Origin of the sequence: Roseiterribacter gracilis (assembly GCA_018332375.1) — a bacterium.
Lineage (GTDB): Bacteria > Pseudomonadota > Alphaproteobacteria > BOG-932 > Roseiterribacteraceae > Roseiterribacter > Roseiterribacter gracilis.
The window spans coordinates 3,625,840-3,648,685 of the sequence record BOPV01000001.1; the positions used below are offsets into that span (position 1 = coordinate 3,625,840).

Consider the following 22,846-nt stretch of genomic DNA (forward strand, 5'->3'; position numbering starts at 1 on the left):
GTGCTGATTGCGCTAGGCGGTGCGCTCGGCCGCCGTGATCGTGTAGCTGACCGTGTCGGGCAGCAGGCAGTCGCGGCGTTCGCCGCCGACTTCGACTTCGGGATACATCAGGAAGCCGTTGGCCTCGGCCGACTTCGAGCCCGGCAGGCGCAGATCATGCGCCGTGTTGTAGGCAAGCCAGTTGCCTTCCCAGGCGCCGAACAAGGTTTTGCGCGCCGCGACGACTTTCTCGTCGACCGCGGGTAGGCCGCGTAGGCGGCCATCCTTTGTGTTGTCGGCGGAGCCGACCCCGCCTTGCTGTTCTTCCAGCATGACTTTGCGCACGTCGGCCGGATCCATCGCGACCCAGCCATAGGAATCGAGAAAGACTTCCGAACGGCAATGCTGCGCCTTGGTGATGTTGGTGCTGCTGGCGCCAAGCGCCTTGAAGCCAAAGCGCGATGGGACGACGCGGATGCCGTAGACGTCGCGCGCCGGCACGCCCGCGGCGCGCACCAAGGCGACGAACAACCCGTTCAAATCCGCGCATTTGCCGCCGAAATTGTCGGTGCGCAGCATCTCCATAATGTCGCCGCTGCCGCAGCCGCGCGTGTTGGGATCGCGGTACGAATTCTCGACGACCCAATCATAGATAGCGCGGACCTTCGCCAGGTCAGTGCGCGCCCCGCGCGTGATGTTGTCGGACACCGCGCCGACCACGCCGCCAGTCGGCAGCAGCTTGGTCGAGGAGAGGTAGAGGTTGCGCTCGGCCGTCGTCAGCCGGTCGGTGCTTTTGCCCGGCTTGCTGAGGTCGACGAAGCGATCCTGGGTCGCGAAGTTGCTGGTGACGCTGAAGACCGGCGCTTTTTCACCCTCGGCCCAGACCACGTGCAGATAGTCGGCGCCGTAGTGGGAATCGTGCTCGGTCTGGATCCGGGCCGCGTTGCCGTCCCAGGTGTTGGTGTCGAAGCGTTGGAACGCGAAACCGCTTTGCTGCGGCAGCGGAATCCACGCGTGGCACGCGCCGGCGCCGGGATTGCGGATCTCGATCTTGGTCGTGACCGCGTAGCTGCGCCAGCGATCGGGCCGGGGATCGAATGCGACGGCGGCGAAGGCGCGGGGGGCCACAGCAAAGGCGGCCCCCGCCGCGAGAAATTCACGGCGACGGATCATGGGGATTCCCGCTGGAAGATGTATCTGGAAGACGGGCGCGCAGGCGTAGAGCGAACCTCTGGATTCGCCGATCGAGCGATTGATCCGCCCCGTCACGCGGGAGCGCTCGTTGCACCACATCGCGACTGTCGGTCGTGATGCGGCGCGCGGTCAAGCGGCGCGCTCTTCGCGACCCCTTCACGGCCATTGTGCAACGCACGCGCTAGTTGGTTGTTTACTCTCGTTCCATGCAACCGTAGCGTCGAGGATCTAGAATTTTTCGGCCCGGCGGCGCGAATTTTCTATCGCTCCCAAGGCCATTCCTATCGTCCCCTCGGGGACGTTTTTCGCCCCGGACGGGGAAGGGAGGTCAGCGTGAATATGCAGATCTCACGGCGCGGCTTTATCAAAGTCGCCGGCGTGGGTGTCGCAGTCACCACAGTCGGAGCCTTCGGCTTCGGCGAGGCGGAAGCAGCGGTGGTCGCACATGTGCGGCCCTTCAAGCTCGCCAATACGATGGAGACGCGAAACACCTGTCCGTACTGCTCGGTCGCGTGCGGAATCATCATGTATTCCAAAGGCGACCTGAAGAAGGGCGACGCCACCATCACCCATATCGAAGGTGATGCGGACCATCCGACCAATCGCGGCACCTTGTGCCCGAAAGGTGCGGCGCTGAAGGATTTCATCCATTCAGAAACGCGCCTGAAATATCCGATGGTGCGCAAGCCCGGTTCGAACAAGTTCGAACGCGTCTCCTGGGATACGGCGCTCGATCGCATCGCGCGTCTGATGAAGGATGATCGCGACAAGAACTTCGTCGCCAAAAACGCCGACGGCGTAACGGTGAATCGTTGGACCTCGACCGGCATGTTGGCCGCGTCGGCGACCACCAACGAAACCGCCTGGTTGACGTACAAGGTTGCGCGCAGTCTCGGACTTCTCGGTTTCGATAACCAAGCAAGAGTTTGACACGGCCCGACGGTGTCCAGTTTGGGCCCGACGTTTGGCCGTGGTGCGATGACGAATGCTTGGACCGATATCAAGAATACCGACCTGGTTGTGATCATGGGCGGCAATGCCGCCGAAGCGCATCCGTGCGGATTCAAGTGGGTTACTGAGGCGAAGGCCAATCGCGGCGCGAAGCTGATCGTTGTCGATCCGCGCTACACGCGCTCGGCTTCGGTGGCGGATTTCTATGCGCCGATCCGGCAGGGAACCGACATCGCGTTCCTGCTTGGCCTGATCAACTACTGCATCCTGAACGACAAGATTCAGTGGGACTACGCCAAGGCCTACACCAACATCAGCTATCTGGTGAAAGACGGCTTTGCGTACAAAGACGGTCTGTTCACCGGGTACGATCCGGTCAAACGCGACTACGACAAATCGACCTGGGATTACCAGGTCGGTCCCGACGGCTACGTTCTAGCCGACGAGACGCTGCAACATCCGCGTTGCGTCTGGAACCTGTTGAAAGAGCATGTCTCGATCTACACGCCCGAGATGGTCGAGCGGATCTGCGGCACGCCGAAAGAGAAGTTCCTCAAAGTCGCGTCGATGATTGCGGAGACGTCGTCCAAGACCAAGACGATGACGTCGATGTATGCGCTTGGCTGGACGCAGCATTCCAAGGGTTCGCAAAACATTCGAACCATGGCGATGTTGCAGCTTCTGCTGGGCAATATCGGCGTGCGCGGCGGCGGCATGAATGCGCTGCGCGGTCACTCGAACATCCAGGGTCTGACCGACATCGGCCTGATGTCGAATCTGATCCCGGGCTATCTCAATCTCGCGACCGACAAGGAAAAGGATTTCGCGACCTATATGTCGACGCGTGGCTTCAAGCCGCTGCGGCCGACACAGATGAGCTACTGGCAGAACTACAAAAAGTTCTTCGTCAGTTTCCAGAAGGCGATGTTCGGCGACGCGGCCAAGCCGGAAAACGACTTCGCCTACGACTATCTGCCCAAGCTGGACGTGCCTTCGTACGACATGCTGCGCATGTTCGAACTGATGCATAACGGCAAGATCAACGGGTACATCTGCCAGGGCTTCAATCCGCTGCTGGCGGCGCCCAACCGGAAGAAACTGACCGAAGCGTTTTCGAAGCTGAAATTCATGGTCACCATGGATCCGCTCGAAACCGAGACGTCACGCTTCTGGGAAAATCACGGCGAGCATAACGACGTCGATACGGCGTCGATTCAAACCGAAGTCTATCAGTTGCCGACGACCTGCTTCGCCGAAGAAGAAGGTGCGTTGGTCAATTCGGGCCGCTGGTTGCAATGGCATTGGGCCGGCGGTTCGCCGCCGGGCGAAGCCAAGCACGATACGTGGATCATGGCGCAGATCTTCCTGCGCATGAAAAAACTGTATCAGGCCGAGGGCGGCGCGTTCCCCGATCCGATCATGAATCTCACGTGGAACTACCACGATGCGAACGAGCCCGAGCCGGAAGAGCTAGCGAAGGAGCTGAACGGCTACGCGGTTGCCGACGTGAAGGATCCAGCCGACGCGACCAAAACATTGGTGGCTGCCGGCAAGCAGCTATCCGGGTTCGGGCAGCTGCAGGATGATGGTTCGACGGCGTGCGGTTGCTGGATCTATTCCGGCTGCTTCACTGAGGCCGGCAACATCATGGCCAAGCGCGACAACAGCGATCCGGAAGATGTCGGCCTGTTCCCGAAATGGGCGTTCTCGTGGCCGGCCAATCGACGGATCCTCTACAACCGCGCCTCTGCCGACATCACCGGCAAAGCGTGGGATCCGTCGCGCAAGATCATCGAGTGGGACGGCGCGAAATGGGCCGGTTACGACGTGCCCGACATTGCACCGACGGCAAAGCCGGACGTGGTCGGTCCGTTCATCATGAACCCAGAAGGCACCGCACGCCTCTTCGCGCGCGGCACCATGCGCGAAGGGCCGTTCCCGGTTCACTACGAACCGTTCGAAGCACCGATCAAGAACGTGATCGCGCCCGGCATTCGGGGCAATCCGGTGGTGCGTGTGTTCAAGGACGACGCCGAGCAATTCGGCAACTCCGATGAATTCCCGCTCGCCGCGACCTCGTACCGCCTGACCGAACACTTCCACTACTGGACCAAACACAATCGCGTGAACGCTGCGCTGCAGCCTGAATTCTTCGTCGAGATCTCGTACGAGCTCGCCGATGAGAAGGGCGTCAAAGCGGGCGACTGGGTGCGTGTTTGGTCGAAACGTGGATCGATCAAAGCCAAAGCGGTGGTGACGAGGCGTATTCGTCCGCTGATTTGCGACGGCAAGAAAGTGCATGTCGTCGGCATTCCGCTTCACTGGGGCTTCACCGGCGCAGCAAGGAAAGGCTTCGGCCCAAACACGCTGACGCCGTTTGTTGGCGATGCCAACAGCGACACGCCGGAATTCAAGGCGTGGCTGGTGAATCTCGAAAAGACCGACGGTCCTGCGGTCTCGTGAGGTGACATGATGGCTTACGTGACTCCACATACCGCCAGCGCGAACCCACCCACCAAAGGTCCTGCCGCCGTCGGCGACATGAACGAAGGTGATCTGATCCGTCGCTCGGCGACCAGCAACCTGCCGGCACCAACGCGTCAGTTGGAGCCGGTGGCGAAGCTGATCGACGTTTCGAAATGCATTGGTTGCAAGGCGTGCCAGTCGGCTTGCATCGAATGGAACGACACCAAGCCCGGTGTCGAACACAATGTCGGCGTCTACGAAAATCCGCACGATTTGACGCCGGACATGTACACGCTGATGCGGTTCAGCGAGTGGATCAATCCCGAGACCGACAATCTGGAATGGTTGATCCGCAAAGATGGCTGCATGCATTGTGCCGATCCGGGGTGCCTCAAAGCATGCCCGGCGCCCGGCGCCATCGTGCAGTATTCGAATGGCATCGTGGATTTCGTCCACGAGAACTGCATCGGCTGCGGCTATTGCGTGAAGGGCTGCCCCTTCAACATTCCGCGCATCTCGAAGGACGAACACAAAGCGCATAAATGCACCTTGTGTTCGGATCGCGTCGCGGTCGGCCAAGGACCTGCCTGTGCCAAGGCATGTCCGACCCATGCGATCATGTTCGGCACCAAGGAGGACATGAAGAAGCACGCAGCCGGTCGCATCGCCGATCTCAAAGCGCGCGGCTATAGCAATGCCGGGCTCTACGATCCGCAGGGCGTCGGCGGCACGCACGTCATGTACGTGCTGCACCACAACGACAAGCCGAACATCTATTCGAACCTTCCTGCCGATCCCAAGATCAGCCCGATCGTCAATGTGTGGAAGGGCGCGACGAAAGTTGTTGGCCTTGCCGCGATCGGTCTGGCTGCGGCGGCGGGCGTACTGCACGGCATCTTCGGCAATCCCAACCGCGTGCATGAAGAAGAAGAGGCGCAGGCCGAACAGCTCGTCGATCGGGGAGTGCACTGATGAGCACCACTGAAGACGTCGTCACCCAACCTGGCGATGCAGTCGAACCGGGCCGTCCGGTCACGGTGCATCGCTATACGGCGGCAGCGCGCGTCAATCACTGGATCACGGCGGTCAGCTTGGTCCTGTTGGCATTGTCGGGATTGGCGCTGTTCCATCCGTCACTGTTCTTCCTGACCAATTTGTTCGGCGGCGGACAGACGACACGCGCGATCCATCCTTGGATCGGCGTGGTGCTGTTTTTCAGCTTCTCGCTTCTCTTCATCCGCTTCTGGCGCGCCAATCTTTGGCGGCGAGAAGACACGCAATGGAGCAAGCAGATCACCGATGTTATCGGTGGGCACGAAGAACGCCTGCCCGAACTTGGCAAGTACAATGCCGGCCAGAAGCTCGTCTTCTGGAGCATGACGTTGCTGATCCTGACCCTGATCATCACCGGCCTGGCGATGTGGGATCAGTATTTCGGCGAATATCTGGCCATCGAACCTAAGCGCATCGCGGCGCTGATCCACGCGCTGTGCGCTTTCACCATCATCTGCGTTTGGATCGTCCATGTGTATGCGGCGATCTGGGTCAAAGGTACGTTCAGCGCGATGACCAGCGGCAAAGTGACTGGCGGCTGGGCATGGCGACATCACCGCAAATGGCTGCGTAAACTGGCGCAGCATCCGACGCGCTAACTCCGGTTCCATCGTCCCACGTGGCCGGTCCGGTTCGTGAGGTTCTGAATGTCTGATACGTTTCCCGCCGCCGATCCTTCCATGGTCGGCGGCGTCTCCCCGGCGCCCTTCGCCTATTTGCCCAAACCGTTGTCGATGTTCGCGCGCCGTGCCGCGCGCTTCGACGCGTTGGCGGCGAACAATGAGCTGGCGCCGTATCTCGCCTTCTTGGCGTCGCTGGCGCGCGCGCAGCAAACCGTGCAGGACGCGCTGCCGCCGCAAGCCGACCTCGATCGTGCCGGCTTGGAACGCGCGCGCGAATTTGGCATGCCGCCGCTCGATCGTGACGCGATCCGCACCGATCCGACGACATTGCAGGTGCTGCGCGCGTTGCTCGACGAGGCAGCCAAGATCGAGATGCCGGCACCGGCCGCAACCGCGCTGGCACGCGTGCGCGATGCCGATGGAACCGTCACCGACCAGATGCTGCGCGACGTACTGGCCGATGCGATCCCGGCCGATGCGCTGGCCGAACATGCCTTCGTCGCTGCTGCGATGCAGGTGCAGTTCGCGCGCATGGCGGCGCAGCTCGACACCAAGCTGCTCGGCGCGGTGCATCCGGGCACTTGCCCCGCCTGCGGCGGCGCGCCGGTTGCGAGCATGGTGGTTGGCTGGATCGGCGCAGAGTCGACGCGCTACTGCGTCTGTTCGCTGTGCGCGACGATGTGGAATCACGTGCGCGTCAAATGCGTGCTGTGTGATTCCAATGCGGCTGTCACCTATCGCGAGATCGAAGGTGGTGCGGGCACGATCAAAGCGGAATGCTGCGGCACCTGCCACGGCTATGTGAAGGTTCTGGAAGAACGCAAAGACACGGCCATGGAGGCCTTCGCCGACGACGTCGCCAGTTTGGGCCTCGACATTCTATTGCGTGACACCGAATTCCGCCGCGGCAGCTTCAATCCGTTTTTGCTCGGCGCCTGACGATGAACGAGATGCTGCGGCACTTGCCGTCGGTGGACCAGCTGCTGCGCGATGCCGGCGCGTTGATCGAGCAACACGGCCGTCTGCGCACCAAGGAAGCAGTACGCGCGGCGCTGGACGCGGCGCGCGCGGGCAAAAGCGGCGCTACGTCCGACGCGCTTTTGCAGCAAGCCGCCAGCTTGCTCGACCGCGAAGCGCAGCCGTCGCTGCGACCGGTGTTCAATTTGACCGGCACGGTGCTGCACACGAATTTGGGCCGCGCCTTGTTGGCGGCCGAGGCGATCGAAGCGGCAAACATCGCGATGCGGCAGGCCGTGACGCTGGAATTCAATGTCGATGGCGGCCATCGCGGCGAGCGCGACGACCATCTGCGCGGCCTGCTGCTGGAATTGACCGGCGCCGAAGACGCAACGGTGGTGAACAACAACGCCGCCGCTGTTTTGCTGGTGCTGAACAGTCTTGGGTTGGGCAAGCAGGCGATCGTGTCGCGCGGCGAGCTGATCGAAATCGGCGGCTCGTTCCGCATGCCCGACATTATGAGTCGCGCCGGCGTCGAGCTGGTCGAAGTCGGCACCACCAACCGCACCCACGCGAAAGACTATGCAGCTGCGATCACCGATCGCACTGGGCTGATCCTCAAAGTCCATACGTCGAACTACCGGATCGAAGGCTTCACCGCCGAAATGGCGGCGCCGGATCTGGCGCGACTGGCGCAGGAACGCGGCGTGCCGCTGGTCAATGATCTCGGTTCTGGATCGCTGGTCGATTTGTCGGTCTATGGATTGGCCAAAGAACCGACCGTGCGCGAAGCGGTGGCCGAAGGCGCCGATATCATCACCTTCTCCGGCGACAAGCTGCTGGGCGGACCGCAAGCAGGCTTCATCATCGGCAAGCGCGAGCTGATCGCGCAAATCAACCGCAACCCGATGAAGCGCGCGCTGCGCGTCGACAAGATTCGCCTCGCGGCGCTGGAAGCGACGTTGCGCCTCTATCGCGATCCCGATCGGCTGGCCGCGCGCTTGCCAACTTTGCGTGCGCTGGCGCGCCCCGCGGCCGAGATCGAAGCGCAGGCCCAGCGTCTACGTCCGCTGGTGCAATCTTTCTTCGGCGATGTGCTGACCGTCACCGTCGTTCCGTGCCAAAGCCAGGTCGGATCGGGCGCGCTGCCGACGTCGACGATTTCCAGCGCTGCGCTTTCGCTGCGTCCGGCAAGCAGCGACGGACGGCTGGTCGAACGGCTTGCGATGGGATTCCGCAATCTGCACACGCCGATCGTCGGCCGGATCGAGGATGGCGCGTTGCTGTTCGATCTCCGTTGTCTCGAAGACGACACGTCTTTGCTCGCCGCTCTCACGCCGCATCTGCATGAAATTTTTTAATCGGCTCTTTCGTCGCGACAGCAATCTCGGCGACTTCGAGCGCGCCGCCGCCGCCGCACAGGCCGGCGACTATGAATGGGCGCTGGCGATCTGGGAGCGTCTGGCGCGCGAGCATAAAATGCCGCGCGCGCAGAATGCGATCGGCGCCTGTTTTTCCGAAGGATGGGGCGTCGAGCGCGACATTGCGCTTGCGGCGCGCTGGTTCGAATTGGCGGCCCAAGGCGGAGACGCCATCGGACAACGCAATCTGGCGACGTTGTATTTCCGCGGCGAGGGCGTGACGCAGGATTACGCGAAAGCCGCCGAACTCTATCGCCAAGCAGCGGTGCAGGGCGACGCGCAGGCGCAGGACATGCTGGCCTGGATGCTGCTCGAAGGAACGGTGATCCCACCCAATCCGGAGGAGGCGCGGCGCTGGTCGGAATTGGCGGCGGCGCAAGGCATCCCATCCTCGATGACGCGTCTCGGCATGCTCTATCACGACGCGTTGGGCGTGACGCGCGATCCCGCCAAAGCGGCGCATTGGTGGGCGCAAGCAGCGCAGCTCGGCGAGGCGGACGGGCAGGCGATGCTGGGCGCCGCTTATCATCTGGGATCGGGCGTCGAACGCGATCCCGAAACGGCGCTGATGTGGCTGTTGCGCGCGCAACGCGCTGGCAGCTCGCTGGCCCATTCGTTTCTGGCGCCGATGCGCGGCACGATGAGCGAGGCGCAAGTCAATAACGCGCAGCGCAGATCGGAAGAGCCGTTGTGATCGTCGGTACCGCCGGTCACGTCGATCACGGCAAGACGTCGCTGGTTCAGGCGCTGACCGGCATCGATACCGACCGGCTCAAAGAAGAAAAAGCACGCGGCATTTCGATCGAGCTGGGCTTCGCCTATCTGCCGGCCACTGACGGCGACGTCATCGGCTTCATCGACGTACCCGGCCACGAACGCTTCGTGCACACGATGCTGGCGGGCGCCGGCGGGATTGATTTTCTGCTGCTGGTGATCGCCGCCGACGACGGCGTCATGCCGCAAACGCGCGAGCATCTGGCGATCGTCGATCTGCTGGGCGTGCGACGCGGCCTGGTCGTGGTGAGCAAGATCGATCTCGTCGATGCCACGCGCCGCCGCGAGGTCGAAACCGAGATCGCAAATCTGCTGGCCCCGACCGCGCTTGCGGGCATCGACATGCTTTCCGTGTCGACGCGCACCGGCGCCGGGCTCGACGCGTTGCGCGCGCGCCTGGTTCGCGAAGCGACCGAGGCGACCGTGCGTCTGGCCGACCGGCGCTTTCGCTTGTCGGTGGATCGGTGTTTCACCTTGGCTGGCGCCGGCACCGTCGTCACGGGCACAGTTCTGTCTGGTCAAGTTGCAGTCGGCGATCAGGTGCTTGTCAGCCCGTCGGGCAAAGCAGCGCGCGTTCGTTCGCTGCACGCGCAGAACCGTGCCGCCGAACGCGGCGTCGCCGGACAACGGTGCGCGCTGAATCTCGCCGGCGAAGAGATCTCGAAAGACGCGATCGCGCGCGGCGACATGGTGCTGGATCCGACTCTGCATGCGCCGACCGATCGGATCGACGCGCAGTTTCGCCTCTTGCCCGAAGAAAGTCGCGATGCGGTGATGTGGCAACCGGTGCGGTTGCACCACGCCGCCGTCGAGGTTGGCGCGCGGCTGGTGCCGTTGCAGGGCTCGACCATCGCGCCGGGTGCGTCCGGCTTTGTGCAGCTCGTCACCGACCAGCCGATCGCAGCCGCGGCGGGCGACGCGTTCGTACTGCGCGACAATTCCGGCCAGCGCACGATCGGCGGCGGGCGCTTTCTCGATCTGCGCGCGCCGGCACGCAAACGGCGCGGTGATGCGCGACTGGCGCAGCTCGACGCATTGGCGCAGCACACGCCGGCGGACATCATCGCGGCACTTCTCGACGCGCCGCCGCACCTGCTCGACCTGACCAGCTTTGCGCGCGATCACGCGCTGCCGGTACAGGCGATCGATGCGATCGCGGCTGCGCTGGATTTGTCCGTGCTGACCATCGACGGGCAAAGCTGGGCGATGACCGGCGCGCAGGCGGCGCAGTTCCGCGCTTCGATGCTCGACACGCTCGATCGCTATCACCGCGAACATCCCGACCTGCAGGGGATCGGGCTCGAACGGTTGCGGCTGCAGCTCGAACCGCGTTTGGCAGCGCCCTTGTTCAAGGCGGCACTGCAACGCGAAGCGCGCGGTGGTGCGATCGCGCTCAGCGGTGCGTGGGTGCGCCGTGCCGAACATGTCGTGCGTTTGACGCCGTATGACGAAGAACTCTGGCACGAAATCCGCCCGCTCCTGGGCGATACGGCGCGGTTCCGCCCGCCGCGTGTGCGCGACCTATCGCATACGCTCGACGTTGCCGAAGAAGATGTGCGTCGTCTGTGCAAGCTGTTGAGCCGGTTGGGCCAGGTCGACGAAATCGCGCACGACCATTTCTTCTTGCGCAGCACGACGGCCGAGATGGTCGAGATCGTGCGCGACCTCGCCACGCACGCGCCGGACGGGCAATTTGTGGCGGCGCAGTTTCGCGACAAGGTCGAGAATGGCCGCAAAGTCGCGATCGAAATTCTGGAGTTCTTCGATCGCCACGGCATCACCTTGCGCCGTGGCGAGCAGCGTCGCATCAATATGCATCGCATGGATCTGTTCGGCGCCGCCGAGCAGATCCATGCGATGTCTCCCGAAGCCTTGGCGTAGGGAGACTGGTTGCGCAGGTAGATAGAGTCTCCCTACGCGCTGCGCGCTTCGGGAGACGAAATCCCTTTGGGATTTCGGAAGAGAAGCGTTCCCCGGTGGGGCGTCCGGACTTCAAATCCGGGTGGGGCCGCGAGCCGGTCCTAGGTGGGTTCGACTCCCACTCTCTTCCGCCACCCTTCGCTGCTGCGCAGCTGCGGGTGGCGCGCCACACTTACGCTAGCATTTGTTTTGCGCCGGCTTCGCCGACGTGCCGGCGAGGTCGAGGCCGGTTGCGACGGCCGGCTGTTCGAGATCGCGCGGTCCAGCGGTCGCCGATGTGCCCGGTGTAGTTCCGGTTTGCGAGCCGCCGAAGCCGCTACCGCTCCATCCGGTTGAGCCACCCGAATTGCTCGAAGCGGTACCAGAATTCGGCCCCTGTTCGGTCTTGGACGCGGGCCCGCTGCCACTGGCATTGGCCTGTTGGCACGTCGCCGCGTTCTTCGACGAGCCTTCAGTGCCTTCGGGCTGCGGCTGGGTTGCCTGCTGTTGCGCAAAGGCTGGGGCTGCAATCAGCAAAGCTGCGAACAGGAACTTGGTCATGACTGTCTCCGGAACATCCGAAGACAGAAAGCCCGGCCAGCTGCGCCTGTTCCCTCAGCGCACCACAATCGCTGCGTCGCCGGCCTCTGCGTGGCCAATCACGCGCGCAGCGGCAAAGCCGGCTTGGTTGATCTGCGCCAGCAGCCGCCCCGCGTCATCGGGCGCACAGGCGACGAGCAATCCACCCGACGTCTGCGGATCCGTCAGCAATGCGCGCAAGCTTGCCGGTGCGTCGGCAGGCAGTTGGACGGCAGCGCCGTAACTGTCCCAGTTGCGGTTCGACGCGCCGGTGATGAAGCCCTGCGCGGCAAGCGCCTGCGCTTGGCGCAGCAACGGCACATTGTCGGCGTTGAGCACGATGCGCAGCTTTGATGCACGCGCCATCTCCAGCCCGTGTCCCAACAGGCCGAAGCCGGTGACGTCGGTGATCGCATGCACAGCGTCGTCGGTGCCGAGCGTTGCACCGACGCGATTGAGTTGCGTCGTCGATGCAATCAGCTCGTCATAGCCGGCAGCGTCGAGCGCGCTTTTCTTGAACGCGGCGGAATAGATGCCGACGCCGATCGGCTTGGTCAGGATCAGCGTGTCGCCGGGTTTTGCGTCGGCGTTGCGACGAATGTTCTTCTTCTTCCCGGTGCCGATGACGGCAAGCCCGTAGACGGGTTCCGGACAATCGATCGAATGTCCGCCCGCGATCGGAATGCCCGCTTCGGCGCAGATCGACGCGCCGCCGGCGAGAATCTCGCGCACCGTGTCGGGCGCCAGCTTGTCGATCGGCATGCCAAGAATCGCGAGCGCGAAAATTGGCGCCCCGCCCATCGCGTAGATGTCCGAGATCGCATTGGTCGCTGCGATCCGGCCGAAGTCGCGCGGGTCGTCGACCATCGGCATGAAAAAGTCGGTGGTTGCGATGACGCAGGTCTCGTCATCGAGCGCCCAGACGGCTGCGTCATCGGCATTGTCGCTGCCGACCAGCAGTTTGGGAAACACCGCAGCAGGGCCGGGAAGATCGGTGAGCAGCTTTTGCAACACCGACGGCGCCAGCTTGCAGCCGCAGCCGCCGCCATGCGCGAGACTCGTCAATCGTGGATGCGACGCGTTCATTCCAGCGATCATAAGACATGCTCTTTGAGATGTCTTGTGCTGCTGGATTGAGACAACAACGCGTGTTATAGACATTTCGTCGAAGAAGTAAAAAGAAACGAAGTCTGACGGATGTCTACGCCAGCGTTGCGCCACGATCGCGAAACCGACGGGGCTTGGATCTGGATCGTCTGTATCGCTCTGTCGCTGGCGCTTGGTGCGCGTGCCAGCGAGGCATGGAGTGTTCGCTTCGGAACCGGCGATGAAATCTGGCAGGCCTGGATCCGCATTACGGATCAATTGTGGCCAGCCTCGTTCGATATCGCGCGCGGAACCGGGCGCATCTATTTCCTGCTCTACATTCCCACCAGCGCGCTGGTGACGTCGCTGCGCAGCGACGTCGTTTTCAATCTTCTCAATGTCGGCAGCTTCGTCTTGGGCCCGTTGGTGCTGGGTCTGTCGTTCCGCCGCTATGTCGGCTTGGCGCCCGTTTTGTTGGCGCTGCTGCTGCACGCGGTGTTGTTCGCGCAGCTGCCGCAATTGCCGCCGATGGCCTATCCGGTCGTCAAATATTATCCGCTGCTGGTTGTCGGACTTGCGATCTTCACGTTGCAGGCATGGCTCGAACGCGGCGGCGTGTGGCGTTTCTTGCTGCTGGCGTCGCTCATCGCGCTGTCCTTGTTTCAGTACGAATCGATCACCGTCGCCGCGATCGTGCTGTTGGGCTTTGCGCTGCTTGCTGAACGCGCGTCGGGGCGAACCGCACGCGGTGACGAGCGCTGGCGCGGGGCGGTTGCGCTGTATCTCGGTCTGATCGCGGCGTATGGCGCCGCCTATCTTGGCTTTCGCGCCGCGTTTCCATCGGTTTATGCGGGCAACAGTTTCGCGCCGTTTGTGCCGGCCAAAATCGCACAAGTGGTGGGCACGTTCGGCATTGGCGGCACGGCGCCGTTCACGCTGCTCGAACCGCTCGGGTTGATGATGCAGGAGCCGCTGCTCGGGGCGACCTGGTTCGAGACGATTCCGCTGCCTTACGAAGCGATGCGCCGCGACCTGCAGTTCACCGACGTCGCCATCGCAGTGGCGGCGTTCTTCGGCGTCGTGGCGTGCCTGGCGCGGCCGGTGCATCTGCCCGGCGCGCTCTTCTGGCTGGCACTTGCGACAGCGCTCGCCCTGTTCGTCGGCGCCAATCTGCTGCACGCCTTGTCGGTGCAATATCAAGCGTGGGTCGATGCGCGGCCGACCTGGATTGGCAGTCGGTACAGTCTGATCGCCCTGATACTTGCCGCGACTGCGTTGCTGGTCGCGATCCGGTCGCCGCTAGGACCGTTGCCAGCCTTCCTGTTCACGTTGTTTGTGGCGGTCGCAGTCGCGGCAGGTGCGCTGTTGACGGCATCGAATAACCGGGTCGTGGCGGCACATCTGCAATTGCGCACGGCGCGGTTCGATGCGCTCAACCTGATCCATGCCTGCCCTGCGCTCGTCGCGCACGTCGACGGCCGCACGGTTCTGGCGCCGCGCGTGTTCGACGTCGTCTCGGTTGGCGACGACGCGCCGAGCGGCTTCTGGTCGGCCTGGATTCAGCGTCGCTATAAAACGCATTTGCGGCTGGTCGGCGAGCGCGATGTCGTTGGCGATCGCGACCTGGTCGAACAGGTCGACGCGCGGTTGGATTGGCGGGTCGACCAGCGCGGGCGCGTGGTGGCGACCGTGCTTGCCGATGGCGACGCGGAGGCGGCGCCAGCCCGCGTCGCCGTCGCGCCCGGTGCGCTGGGTTTCCTCTCGTGGCGCGACGAACGCTGGGCAGCGCACACGCATCACGTCGATCGCGCGGCTGGCGACGTGCCGTGTCAGCGCGGTGTGACGTTGGTCACGCTGCCCGGCCTCGTGCGCGCGGACACGGTCGAGCTGAATATCTTGCCGCGCCTCGACCGGCTTGCACCGACACCGCAAACACGCACCGATTTCAACGCCGACGCGGCAAGCGATCCGCGCCAGGACGGTTGGTCGGTGCGCGAACCGAACGGCAGCTGGACGAACGCGCCGGTCGCGCATGCGGTCGTGCCGTTGCCCCCTGCCGCCGACAGCGCGCTGCAGCTTGAGCTGACGGGGTTTGCCTACAACGTGCTGCACAAGCCGCTTGGATTTACGGTGCGCGCCGATGGGGTGGAGCTGGGGCACGCCGAATTCTCGGTGCCGGCATCACGGCGTCAGGTTTTTCCGATTCCTGACGCGCTGGCGCGCCGCGGCGGCAACCTGGTGATCGAGATCGCCGCCGATGAACTGCGCAGCCCGTCCGATGACGGGCTTGGCGATCCGCGCCGGCTGGGCGTGTTCGTGCAGACGATCGTGGTCCGGTCGGTGCGCGCGGATGCAGCGAGGCCGCGATGAAAATCACGACCATGGCGCCGCTTCTTTCGGTCGTCGCGCCCTGCTTCAACGAAGCGGCCAACTTGCGCGAGCTGGTGCAGCGGATCAGCGCGGTCGTTGCGCCGCTCGGAAATTACGAGATCGTGTTGGTCGATGACGGCAGCCGCGACGATAGCGTTGCCGTCATGCGCGACCTCGCGGCGCAAAATCCCTGCGTGCGCTGGTTGGCATTGTCGCGCAATTTCGGTCATCAGCGCGCGCTGCGTGCCGGGCTCGATTCAGCGCGCGGCGATGCGGTCATCTCGCTCGACGCCGACTTGCAGCATCCGCCCGAATTGATTCCGACCCTCGTCGAAGCCTGGCGCGGTGGCGCAGAAGTCGTCACGACCGTGCGACAAGACCCGCCCGAGAGCGATCCCTTCAAACGCTGGACGGGGCGCCTCTTCTACCGGCTGCTCAATGCGATGTCGGACACGCCGATCGAACCCGGAAGCGCCGATTTTCGTTTGCTCGATCGCCGCGTCGTCGATGCGATTCGCGCGCTGCCCGAAACCGATCTGTTTTTTCGTGGCCTGGTTCCGTGGCTGGGCTTTCGCGTCGCGAGCGTGAAGTTCAATCCCGATGCAAGAACGCGCGGCCAATCGGCCTATACGCTGCGCCGGATGGTGTCGCTGGCGGCAAGCGGGATCACCTCGTCCAGCATCACGCCGCTGCGCCTGTCGATCCTGCTCGCCGTCGGACTTGCTTGTGTCGCGTTGTTGTTCGTCGTCTACGCGTTGTTGCGTTGGGCGGCTGGCGATGCGGTGCCGGGCTGGACCTCGATCTTGGTCGTGGTGGCGCTGCTCGGCGCCATGCAGCTCTTCGTGCTTGGCGTGATCGGCGAATATCTTGGACGCGTTCTGCGCCAGACGCAGGGACGACCGCCCTATCTGGTGCGCACCGCAAGCGACGAGGAAGCGCGATGAGCCTGCCGGTGATCGCATTGATGCTGGTGATGGTGGTCGGCTTCTCGATCGCGCAGCTTTTGTTCAAGCGCGCGGCGCAGCAGGTCGAGATGACCGCAAGCCTCGGCACGCTGTGGCGGCTCGCGACCGAGCCTGCCTTCGTCGGCGCGTTGGCTTTTTATGCGGTTGGAACCTTGCTCTATATCTGGGTGCTGAATCGCGTGCCGCTGTCACGCGCCTATGCGGTGTTCGCACTGCAATTTGTCGTGGTGCCAATCTTCGGCGTGATCATCTTCGGCGAACCCGCAAGCTGGCGGCTGTTCGTCGGCAGCATGATGATCGTCGGCGGTATCTTGGTCGCGACCAGCTAACGCAGCAGCCCCAGTCGCTGCTCGGCACGAAAACCGGGAAAGATGCGCTGCAGTGCTGCGGGCGACACGGTCGGTGCGACGGCTTCGGCCAACACGCTGCGATAGTCGGTTGCCACCGCGAGGTCGACGCCGCGATCAAGCGCGTCGCCGTGCAGGCCCGGCCACGGTCCCAGCAATCTGCCGCCATCGACACATCCGCCCAGCGCCAAGGTTGCACCGCCATGGCCGTGATCGGTGCCGTTCGATTTGTTCGACCGCAGTCGGCGGCCGAATTCCGTCGTCGCGATCAGCAGCACGCGATTCTGTTCCGATGCGACGTCGTTCCAGAACGCGGCCAGTGCACGCGACAGATTCTTGGCCAGATTGTTGAAGCGGCCCGGCTGTCCTTCATGCGTATCCCAGCCGCCCATATCGACACAGGCGGCGCGCAAGCCCACATCCAGCTTGATCAACCGCGCCACCGTCGACAGCGCGGTGCCGATGTCGGTGTTCTCGTCATATTGCGCGCCATGCGCAGGTTCGTACGGCAGCGGCCGGTGATCGGCGCCGCGCGGCAGCCGCGCGTCCAAGGCCGCGACCGCAGCGACGGCATCGCGACCGCTGGTTGCGGCAAGTCCGGGTCCAGCATAGAGCGACGAAAGAACTGCACGGGCTTCGTCGCCGCCGGGCACGCCGTAGCCGTATTTCAAATTGGGCACGCACAGCGCGTCGCGTTGCCCTTCGAGCGATTTAGCAACTGCGCCGGTGGTGCTGATCGCGCGCGCCAACCCGTGCGCGCCGCCGATTTCGGTAAGCCAGCGTGTCATCCAACCATTCGCACCGCTGGGGCGCTGTTTGTTGTTGTCGAGCCAGCCACGCTCCATCAGATCCTGCGCGACGAAATGGCTGCGCGTTTCGTCGGCAAGGCCGGTCGCATGCACGATGGCGAGATGTTTCTGCTGATACAGCTCCAGCAACGGTGCGGCTTCGGGGTGCAGCCGGAAATCGTCACGCCCGCCGGTCAGCAATTGCAGCCCGGCATGGTCGCCGCTGTCGAGCACGCGCAGATCGGGGGCGCGCGCTTCGGCATAAGCAGCATCGTTGGACGGGCCGATCAGATTCAGCACGTCGCAGCCGCCGCGCAGAAACAGAAACACCAGCACCGTGTCGCCGGCACCCGGCTCGTTGGCAAACGCAAGGTCGCGCAGGCCGGTCGCGGCAAGCAACGCGGCCGAGCCGGTCAGTTTCAACAGATCGCGTCGTTTCATGTGCATCACCGCATCTGAAAGCCGGGACTCATCGCGACATAGGCGACCATGCGGCGAAGCCGCTGCACGTTTTGCGGCGGCGCGTCGTCGGGAAGCTTCATCGCAGTCAGGATTGCCTGCGCTTGGCCCGCATCGCGCGCGCCGAGCAACCGTTCCTGCCACGCAGCGACGATCTCGCCGTTGGTGTGCGTGCCGGACGGCGTCAGCGACGGCGCGTCGAATTCGCCGGTGCCCCAGGAATTTTCCAACACGCCCAGCACAAGCTGCCAGCGTTGCCGCATCGCCTGCGTCCCGAGCCACGACGCAGCATCGTCGGGATGGCCGGTTGGCGCAGGCCAACCGAACAGACGCTGGCCCGATCCATCGAGCACGCCGATGAACTGGTCGGTGACGGTGAGCTCGTGATCGAGCCCGCGCGCCAAGGCGATCACAAGCTCGGCCGGGCGGCGCGCTTTGCGACCGGCTGCTTCGGTCAGTTCGGGCGCCGTCGCGATCGCGCGCATGGTGCGCGCGATCTGGTCGTGCGCATTGGCGTTGCGGCGAAACACGTCGGCGACGCGCGCAACCAGGCCAGGCGGCGGCGTGTCCTCGATGAAGCGGCGCACCAACTTGCCGGCGACGAAATTCGCGGTGGCGGGGTGGGTGGCGACGAGATCCAGCACGTCCTCACCGTCGCGCATGGCCGGACGAAACGGGTCGAACTCGCGCGCCAGAATGCGCTTCTGGTAGCCGTCATGGAACGAGTCGACATAGGTGAAGCGGCCGGTCTTCGGCAATTTGCGCCCGTTGGCGACGGTGCCGCCATCTTCGATCGTCCAGCCGGTAAAGGCGCGCGCGGCTTCGTACACGTCCTGGTCGATATAGCCGCTCGGCTTGCCCTGCAGTGCCCCCGGAACGGCGCGCCACTTGTCGTACTGCGCGTTGAGATAGGCGCCGCGCCCCAGCGTATGCAGCTCGAACAGCTCGCGCGCGTAATTCTCGTTGGCGCTGCCGGCGCGTGACGAGCGATTGTTGAGATAGACCAGCATCGCCGTCGACTGCGCGACTGCGCCCAGCAGGTCGCGGAAATTTCCCAGCGCGTGTTTACGGATGACGTCGCGGTCGTAGGTCGGCAAGGCGACCGCGACCTGCGCATCGAATCCCTGAACGTTGAAATGGTCGTGCCAGAATTCGACCATGCGTTCGCGCAGCTGCCACGGCGAGTGCATGCCGCGCAGCAAGGTCGCGACCACCAGCTCGTAGCGCGGGCGCACGCGTTCCTGGTTCGCGACTTTCTGCCCGCCATCGAGCAGCTGCCAGGTTTCGCTGATCGATTGATCCAGCGCGTGCAGCGGTCGCGCTTCGTCGACTGCTGCGATTTCTTGGCCCGGATTGGCCGCGTATTTGATGCGCAGCCGTGCCGACGCGATGCGCGACGCCGTGTCGGCGTCGTCGCCCGACGGTGGCGCGAGTTGCGCGTCGAGCCAGCGTGAAAAGCCTTGCGCGCGGATTCGTTCGATGTCGCGCGGGCTGGCGCCGAACCCAAGGCGCGTGCAGGCCAGAAACGGTGCGAGTGTCGTTGCGGGCATGACGACTCCACGATCTCTACCGGCGAACCCTGCGATTGCACGAACCTCGCACGTGGAATGGCGGCTTGACTCAGGTGCGCCCAGTCTAATACTTAACCCGATGGTTAAGTCTCAGACCTTGGTGCTCGACCGCACTTTCGCAGCTTTGTCGGATCCGACGCGGCGCGCGTTGCTGGCGCGACTCGATGAAGAAGACAGCGTGTCGATCAGCGAATTGGCGCGACCCTTTCCGGTGTCGCTGCCCGCGATCATGAAACATCTCGACGTGCTCGAAGATGCCGGCCTGATCACGCGCGAGAAAACCGGACGCACCGTCAACTGCCAGCTCATAGCGCAGCCGATGCAAGAGGCAGTCGCTTGGCTCAACCGCTATGAGCGATTCTGGAACAAACAACTCGACCGGTTGACCGCGTTTGTCGAACGCGACCAGCCGCCGACAAAGAAAGCTCGAAAGAAATGACCAAACCGAGCCTGACGATTCGGCGCCGCATCAAAGCATCGCCGGAAAAGCTGTTCCGCGCCTGGACCGATCCCGCGAACATCCGACAATGGTGGGGGCCGGATGACGGTCCGGTGCTGCACGCCGAAGCAGACCTGCGCGTCGGCGGAGCCTTCCGGGTCAAGTTTCGCATGCTGGACGGCGACGAACACGAATGTGGCGGCACGTATCGCGAGATCGTGCCCAACGAAAAGCTTATCTTCACCTGGCAATGGCTGAGCGACGCGGACGAAGTCGAGACCTTGGTGACGGTACTGCTGCAGCCCGACGGCGACGGTACGGCGATGACCTTCACCCATGCGCAATTCCAGGACGAGAAGACGCGCGACGGTCATCAAGCGGGATGGAGCGGCAGCTTCGACAAGCTGGAACGGGCATTCGGCGCGCCATGAAACGGACCTATCGCGGCGCGTGCCATTGCGGCGCCGTCCAGTTCGAAGCGGCGCTGGATCTGCAGGCCGGTACCAGCCGGTGCAATTGCTCGATCTGCGCCAAACATCGTTTCTGGAAAGCGTTCGTGCCCAAAGACGAATTCCGCCTGCTGCAAGGCGGCGACGCGACGACCGAATATCAGTTCGGCAGTCACAACGTGCATCACATCTTTTGTGCAACTTGCGGCGTGAAGCCGTTCGGTTCGGTCGACATGCAGGGCGGCCTCTACGCAATCAACGTCGCTTGTCTCGACGTCAGCGACGAAGAACGCGCCACTGCACCGGTCGCGTATGAAAATGGGCGGGACAATGATTGGGGCAGTCCGCCCGCCGTGACGTCACATCTCTAAGCCCGGAGCAACGATGGAAACGTCTTCATATCGCTGGGTGATCGTTGCTGCCGGCGGCTTGCTGGGCTGTATGGCGATCGGCGCGATGTTTTCGCTGCCGGTGTTTCTGGTTCCGATTTCCAAAGACACAGGCTGGTCGGTCACCGGCGTTTCGACCGCGATGACGATCGGATTTCTGGCGCTGGCTTTCGGCAGCATCGTCTGGGGCAATCTGTCGGACCGGTTCGGTGCACGCCCGGTCGTGTTGTTCGGGTCGGTTCTGTTGGCAGCAAGCCTCGGCCTCGCCAGCCAGGCGACGTCGCTGATCCAGTTTCAGCTCGTCTTCGGCTTGTTCGTCGGTGCAGCGACCGCTGCGATCTTCGCGCCGATGATGGCCTGCGTGACTGGTTGGTTCGAAACGCATCGCAGCCTGGCCGTGTCGCTCGTCTCGGCCGGCATGGGCATGGCGCCGATGACCATGTCGCCGTTGGCGGCCTGGCTGGTGTCGGGCAATGACTGGCGCACCTCGATGCAGATCATCGCGGCGCTCGCCGCTGCCGTAATGATTCCGACTGCGTTGTTGATCCGTCGCGCGCCGGCACTGGACCAAGCGCCTGCACCAGACGGGGCGCAACCGCCGATGTCGGTGCGCCAGGCCGTGCGGACGCCGCAATTCATCATTCTCCTGCTGACCAACTTCTTCTGCTGCGCCACCCATTCCGGTCCGATCTTTCACACCGTCGGCTACGCGGTCAGTTGCGGCATCCCGCTGATCGCTGCGGTGACGATCTACAGCGTCGAAGGGCTCGCGGGTCTGGGCGGGCGCGTTGCGTTCGGTTTTCTCGGCGACCGGTTCGGCGCCAAGCGCGTGCTGGTGTTGGGTCTGCTGGCGCAAGCATTCGGCGCGCTGGCCTATGCATTCGTGCGCGATCTCGGCGCCTTCTATGCCGTCGCTGCGCTGTTCGGTTTCATCTATGCCGGCGTGATGCCGCTCTACGCTGTGCTTGCGCGCGAGAATTTTCCGCTGCGCATGATGGGAACGATCATCGGCGGCACTGCGATGGCGGGCAGTCTTGGCATGGCAACGGGGCCGCTGGCGGGCGGCCTGCTCTACGATCATTTCGCCAGCTACACGTGGCTCTATTTCGGAGCCTGGGGTCTTGGCCTCGGCGCGTTTCTGATCTCGCTGACCTTCAAGCCGTTCGCGAAGGAACAGCGGCAACGTATTTTCGGCGAAGCTTCGGCCGCATAAGCCAGCGCGATGATGCGTCGATGGGCGCCTACAACGTCACCACGCCGATCGGCGGCCACGGGATTTAGTCGCGCGCGGTTGCCAACATCGGATAGGTGAACAGGAAAAAGTGCAGCGCATTGACGCCGAAATGCGCGAGGCGCGCGGCCTGCAAACCGCCGCTGCGATAGGCAATGCCGTACCCGGCACCGGCGATGGTCGCGAACAACATATACGCCGCGCCGCCGCCCGCATGCGCCATGCCGAACAAGAGCGTCGCCAGCACCAGCGCTAGCCAGTCGCCGATTTCCGTCCCGCCCAGCACGCGCGTCAATCCGCTCTGCGCATAGCCGCGGAAGAGCGCTTCTTCGGCGAAGGTCACCAGCAGAAGATTGTCGAGACACCAGAGAAGCCAGATCGACGGAACTTTCGGCTCCCACGTCACGAAGCTCGCGCCCCAGGCGAGGACCAGGCAGGTCAAAGCGACGGCCGCGCATGCGATCAATCCGGTGCGCAACCACGTCCAGACCGGCTTGTGCTCCTCGACCCACGGAATCGCGCACATGACCCAGATGCCGATGAGCGGCTTGTCGAGATTGAGCCAGAGACTGTAGGGCAGCCCGTCGGGCGTAACCGGCGCCGGCCCGAAGACGCGCGTGTTGAAGAAGCCCGGCAGCAAATGCTGCATGCAGCCGATCGTGAGCAAAATGAACAGAACGTGGCCCGCGATGCGCAGCGGCTGCGCATGCGCCGGACGAACCGCCCATCCGGCTGCAACCAGCAACGCGATTGCACCAAGCGCGCGCACGTCGAGATCGCCTGCAGCAAAGGCGAGCACGTAGCCGGTTGCGAACAGCGCAAGCGAGACACGCCGCATCCGCGGCACCCATGCCAC

20 protein-coding genes and 1 tRNA gene are annotated in these 22,846 nt (G+C 63.7%); 15 read left to right on the forward strand and 6 right to left on the reverse strand.

Features of this window, described 5'->3' with window-relative positions; translation table 11 throughout:
• Positions 1–12 precede the first annotated feature (12 nt).
• Positions 13–1,152 (reverse strand): transglutaminase-like domain-containing protein, encoded by a 1,140-nt coding sequence (locus TMPK1_RS18120; RefSeq protein ID WP_420244803.1) that lies wholly within the window; start codon positions 1,150–1,152, stop codon positions 13–15.
• Between the two features lie 360 nt (positions 1,153–1,512).
• On the opposite strand from TMPK1_RS18120, the gene fdnG reads away from it, so the two are divergent.
• The 8 genes from fdnG to TMPK1_RS18160 all read left to right on the forward strand — a co-directional run bounded on the left by fdnG (position 1,513) and on the right by TMPK1_RS18160 (position 11,472).
• Positions 1,513–4,587, forward strand: coding sequence for a formate dehydrogenase-N subunit alpha (gene fdnG / locus TMPK1_RS18125; protein ID WP_420245687.1), 3,075 nt, complete (start codon positions 1,513–1,515; stop codon positions 4,585–4,587).
• Between the two features lie 9 nt (positions 4,588–4,596).
• Entirely contained in the window at positions 4,597–5,562 is a 966-nt protein-coding gene (fdxH, locus tag TMPK1_RS18130) for a formate dehydrogenase subunit beta (RefSeq protein WP_420244804.1), read from the forward strand.
• A complete protein-coding gene (locus TMPK1_RS18135; protein WP_420244805.1) occupies positions 5,562–6,242 on the forward strand; it encodes a formate dehydrogenase subunit gamma in 681 nt (226 codons plus the stop codon). Before fdxH ends, TMPK1_RS18135 begins: the two co-directional genes overlap by 1 nt.
• A 48-nt stretch (positions 6,243–6,290) precedes the next feature.
• On the forward strand, positions 6,291–7,205 hold the full coding sequence (gene fdhE, locus TMPK1_RS18140; protein ID WP_420244807.1) for a formate dehydrogenase accessory protein FdhE: 915 nt from the start codon (positions 6,291–6,293) through the stop codon (positions 7,203–7,205).
• Between the two features lie 2 nt (positions 7,206–7,207).
• On the forward strand, positions 7,208–8,584 hold the full coding sequence (selA, locus tag TMPK1_RS18145) for an L-seryl-tRNA(Sec) selenium transferase (RefSeq protein ID WP_420244809.1): 1,377 nt from the start codon (positions 7,208–7,210) through the stop codon (positions 8,582–8,584).
• A complete protein-coding gene (locus TMPK1_RS18150) occupies positions 8,571–9,338 on the forward strand; it encodes a tetratricopeptide repeat protein (RefSeq protein ID WP_420244811.1) in 768 nt (255 codons plus the stop codon). Before selA ends, TMPK1_RS18150 begins: the two co-directional genes overlap by 14 nt.
• Entirely contained in the window at positions 9,335–11,299 is a 1,965-nt protein-coding gene (selB, locus tag TMPK1_RS18155) for a selenocysteine-specific translation elongation factor (protein ID WP_420244812.1), read from the forward strand. Before TMPK1_RS18150 ends, selB begins: the two co-directional genes overlap by 4 nt.
• A 76-nt stretch (positions 11,300–11,375) precedes the next feature.
• Positions 11,376–11,472, forward strand: a tRNA-Sec gene (locus tag TMPK1_RS18160).
• Between the two features lie 43 nt (positions 11,473–11,515).
• Here the strand turns inward: TMPK1_RS18160 and TMPK1_RS18165 are convergent.
• A complete protein-coding gene (locus TMPK1_RS18165) occupies positions 11,516–11,878 on the reverse strand; it encodes a hypothetical protein (RefSeq protein WP_420244813.1) in 363 nt (120 codons plus the stop codon).
• Between the two features lie 54 nt (positions 11,879–11,932).
• Complete coding sequence (selD, locus tag TMPK1_RS18170) at positions 11,933–12,994, reverse strand: selenide, water dikinase SelD (RefSeq protein WP_420244814.1); 1,062 nt, start codon at positions 12,992–12,994, stop codon at positions 11,933–11,935.
• Between the two features lie 99 nt (positions 12,995–13,093).
• On the opposite strand from selD, the gene TMPK1_RS18175 reads away from it, so the two are divergent.
• The 3 genes from TMPK1_RS18175 to TMPK1_RS18185 are packed head-to-tail and all read left to right on the forward strand — an operon-like array spanning position 13,094 to position 16,646.
• A complete protein-coding gene (locus TMPK1_RS18175; protein ID WP_420244815.1) occupies positions 13,094–15,352 on the forward strand; it encodes a hypothetical protein in 2,259 nt (752 codons plus the stop codon).
• Entirely contained in the window at positions 15,349–16,296 is a 948-nt protein-coding gene (locus TMPK1_RS18180; RefSeq protein WP_420244816.1) for a glycosyltransferase family 2 protein, read from the forward strand. The genes TMPK1_RS18175 and TMPK1_RS18180 overlap by 4 nt, the downstream gene beginning before the upstream one ends.
• Positions 16,293–16,646: an EamA family transporter gene (locus TMPK1_RS18185; RefSeq protein ID WP_420244817.1), complete on the forward strand. Its 354-nt coding sequence runs from the start codon at positions 16,293–16,295 to the stop codon at positions 16,644–16,646. The genes TMPK1_RS18180 and TMPK1_RS18185 overlap by 4 nt, the downstream gene beginning before the upstream one ends.
• Here TMPK1_RS18185 and TMPK1_RS18190 read toward each other — a convergent pair.
• Entirely contained in the window at positions 16,643–17,893 is a 1,251-nt protein-coding gene (locus tag TMPK1_RS18190) for a DUF1501 domain-containing protein (protein ID WP_420244819.1), read from the reverse strand. The genes TMPK1_RS18185 and TMPK1_RS18190 overlap by 4 nt on opposite strands.
• A 5-nt stretch (positions 17,894–17,898) precedes the next feature.
• Positions 17,899–19,461: a DUF1800 domain-containing protein gene (locus tag TMPK1_RS18195; RefSeq protein WP_420244820.1), complete on the reverse strand. Its 1,563-nt coding sequence runs from the start codon at positions 19,459–19,461 to the stop codon at positions 17,899–17,901.
• Between the two features lie 100 nt (positions 19,462–19,561).
• On the opposite strand from TMPK1_RS18195, the gene TMPK1_RS18200 reads away from it, so the two are divergent.
• The 4 genes from TMPK1_RS18200 to TMPK1_RS18215 are packed head-to-tail and all read left to right on the forward strand — an operon-like array spanning position 19,562 to position 21,972.
• Positions 19,562–19,921, forward strand: coding sequence for an ArsR/SmtB family transcription factor (locus tag TMPK1_RS18200; protein ID WP_420244821.1), 360 nt, complete (start codon positions 19,562–19,564; stop codon positions 19,919–19,921).
• Positions 19,918–20,352: an SRPBCC family protein gene (locus TMPK1_RS18205; RefSeq protein WP_420244822.1), complete on the forward strand. Its 435-nt coding sequence runs from the start codon at positions 19,918–19,920 to the stop codon at positions 20,350–20,352. Before TMPK1_RS18200 ends, TMPK1_RS18205 begins: the two co-directional genes overlap by 4 nt.
• On the forward strand, positions 20,349–20,741 hold the full coding sequence (locus tag TMPK1_RS18210) for a GFA family protein (protein ID WP_420244824.1): 393 nt from the start codon (positions 20,349–20,351) through the stop codon (positions 20,739–20,741). Before TMPK1_RS18205 ends, TMPK1_RS18210 begins: the two co-directional genes overlap by 4 nt.
• 13 nt (positions 20,742–20,754) lie before the next feature.
• The gene (locus TMPK1_RS18215; RefSeq protein WP_420244826.1) at positions 20,755–21,972 is read left to right on the forward strand and encodes an MFS transporter; all 1,218 of its coding nucleotides are present in this window, start codon (positions 20,755–20,757) and stop codon (positions 21,970–21,972) included.
• Between the two features lie 64 nt (positions 21,973–22,036).
• Here TMPK1_RS18215 and TMPK1_RS18220 read toward each other — a convergent pair whose 3' ends face one another.
• Positions 22,037–22,828 (reverse strand): CPBP family intramembrane glutamic endopeptidase, encoded by a 792-nt coding sequence (locus TMPK1_RS18220; protein WP_420244827.1) that lies wholly within the window; start codon positions 22,826–22,828, stop codon positions 22,037–22,039.
• Positions 22,829–22,846 lie beyond the last annotated feature (18 nt).

What these genes read in the sequence shown, in the direction of transcription:
- TMPK1_RS18120 (WP_420244803.1), bottom strand. Translation starts at nt 1,152, where the DNA reads ATGATCCGTCGCCGTGAATTTCTCGCGGCGGGGGCCGCCTTTGCTGTG.
- fdxH (WP_420244804.1), top strand. Translation starts at nt 4,597, where the DNA reads ATGGCTTACGTGACTCCACATACCGCCAGCGCGAACCCACCCACCAAA.
- TMPK1_RS18135 (WP_420244805.1), top strand. Translation starts at nt 5,562, where the DNA reads ATGAGCACCACTGAAGACGTCGTCACCCAACCTGGCGATGCAGTCGAA.
- fdhE (WP_420244807.1), top strand. Translation starts at nt 6,291, where the DNA reads ATGTCTGATACGTTTCCCGCCGCCGATCCTTCCATGGTCGGCGGCGTC.
- selA (WP_420244809.1), top strand. Translation starts at nt 7,208, where the DNA reads ATGAACGAGATGCTGCGGCACTTGCCGTCGGTGGACCAGCTGCTGCGC.
- TMPK1_RS18150 (WP_420244811.1), top strand. Translation starts at nt 8,571, where the DNA reads ATGAAATTTTTTAATCGGCTCTTTCGTCGCGACAGCAATCTCGGCGAC.
- TMPK1_RS18165 (WP_420244813.1), bottom strand. Translation starts at nt 11,878, where the DNA reads ATGACCAAGTTCCTGTTCGCAGCTTTGCTGATTGCAGCCCCAGCCTTT.
- selD (WP_420244814.1), bottom strand. Translation starts at nt 12,994, where the DNA reads ATGATCGCTGGAATGAACGCGTCGCATCCACGATTGACGAGTCTCGCG.
- TMPK1_RS18175 (WP_420244815.1), top strand. Translation starts at nt 13,094, where the DNA reads ATGTCTACGCCAGCGTTGCGCCACGATCGCGAAACCGACGGGGCTTGG.
- TMPK1_RS18180 (WP_420244816.1), top strand. Translation starts at nt 15,349, where the DNA reads ATGAAAATCACGACCATGGCGCCGCTTCTTTCGGTCGTCGCGCCCTGC.
- TMPK1_RS18185 (WP_420244817.1), top strand. Translation starts at nt 16,293, where the DNA reads ATGAGCCTGCCGGTGATCGCATTGATGCTGGTGATGGTGGTCGGCTTC.
- TMPK1_RS18190 (WP_420244819.1), bottom strand. Translation starts at nt 17,893, where the DNA reads ATGAAACGACGCGATCTGTTGAAACTGACCGGCTCGGCCGCGTTGCTT.
- TMPK1_RS18195 (WP_420244820.1), bottom strand. Translation starts at nt 19,461, where the DNA reads ATGCCCGCAACGACACTCGCACCGTTTCTGGCCTGCACGCGCCTTGGG.
- TMPK1_RS18200 (WP_420244821.1), top strand. Translation starts at nt 19,562, where the DNA reads ATGGTTAAGTCTCAGACCTTGGTGCTCGACCGCACTTTCGCAGCTTTG.
- TMPK1_RS18205 (WP_420244822.1), top strand. Translation starts at nt 19,918, where the DNA reads ATGACCAAACCGAGCCTGACGATTCGGCGCCGCATCAAAGCATCGCCG.
- TMPK1_RS18210 (WP_420244824.1), top strand. Translation starts at nt 20,349, where the DNA reads ATGAAACGGACCTATCGCGGCGCGTGCCATTGCGGCGCCGTCCAGTTC.
- TMPK1_RS18215 (WP_420244826.1), top strand. Translation starts at nt 20,755, where the DNA reads ATGGAAACGTCTTCATATCGCTGGGTGATCGTTGCTGCCGGCGGCTTG.
- TMPK1_RS18220 (WP_420244827.1), bottom strand. Translation starts at nt 22,828, where the DNA reads ATGCGGCGTGTCTCGCTTGCGCTGTTCGCAACCGGCTACGTGCTCGCC.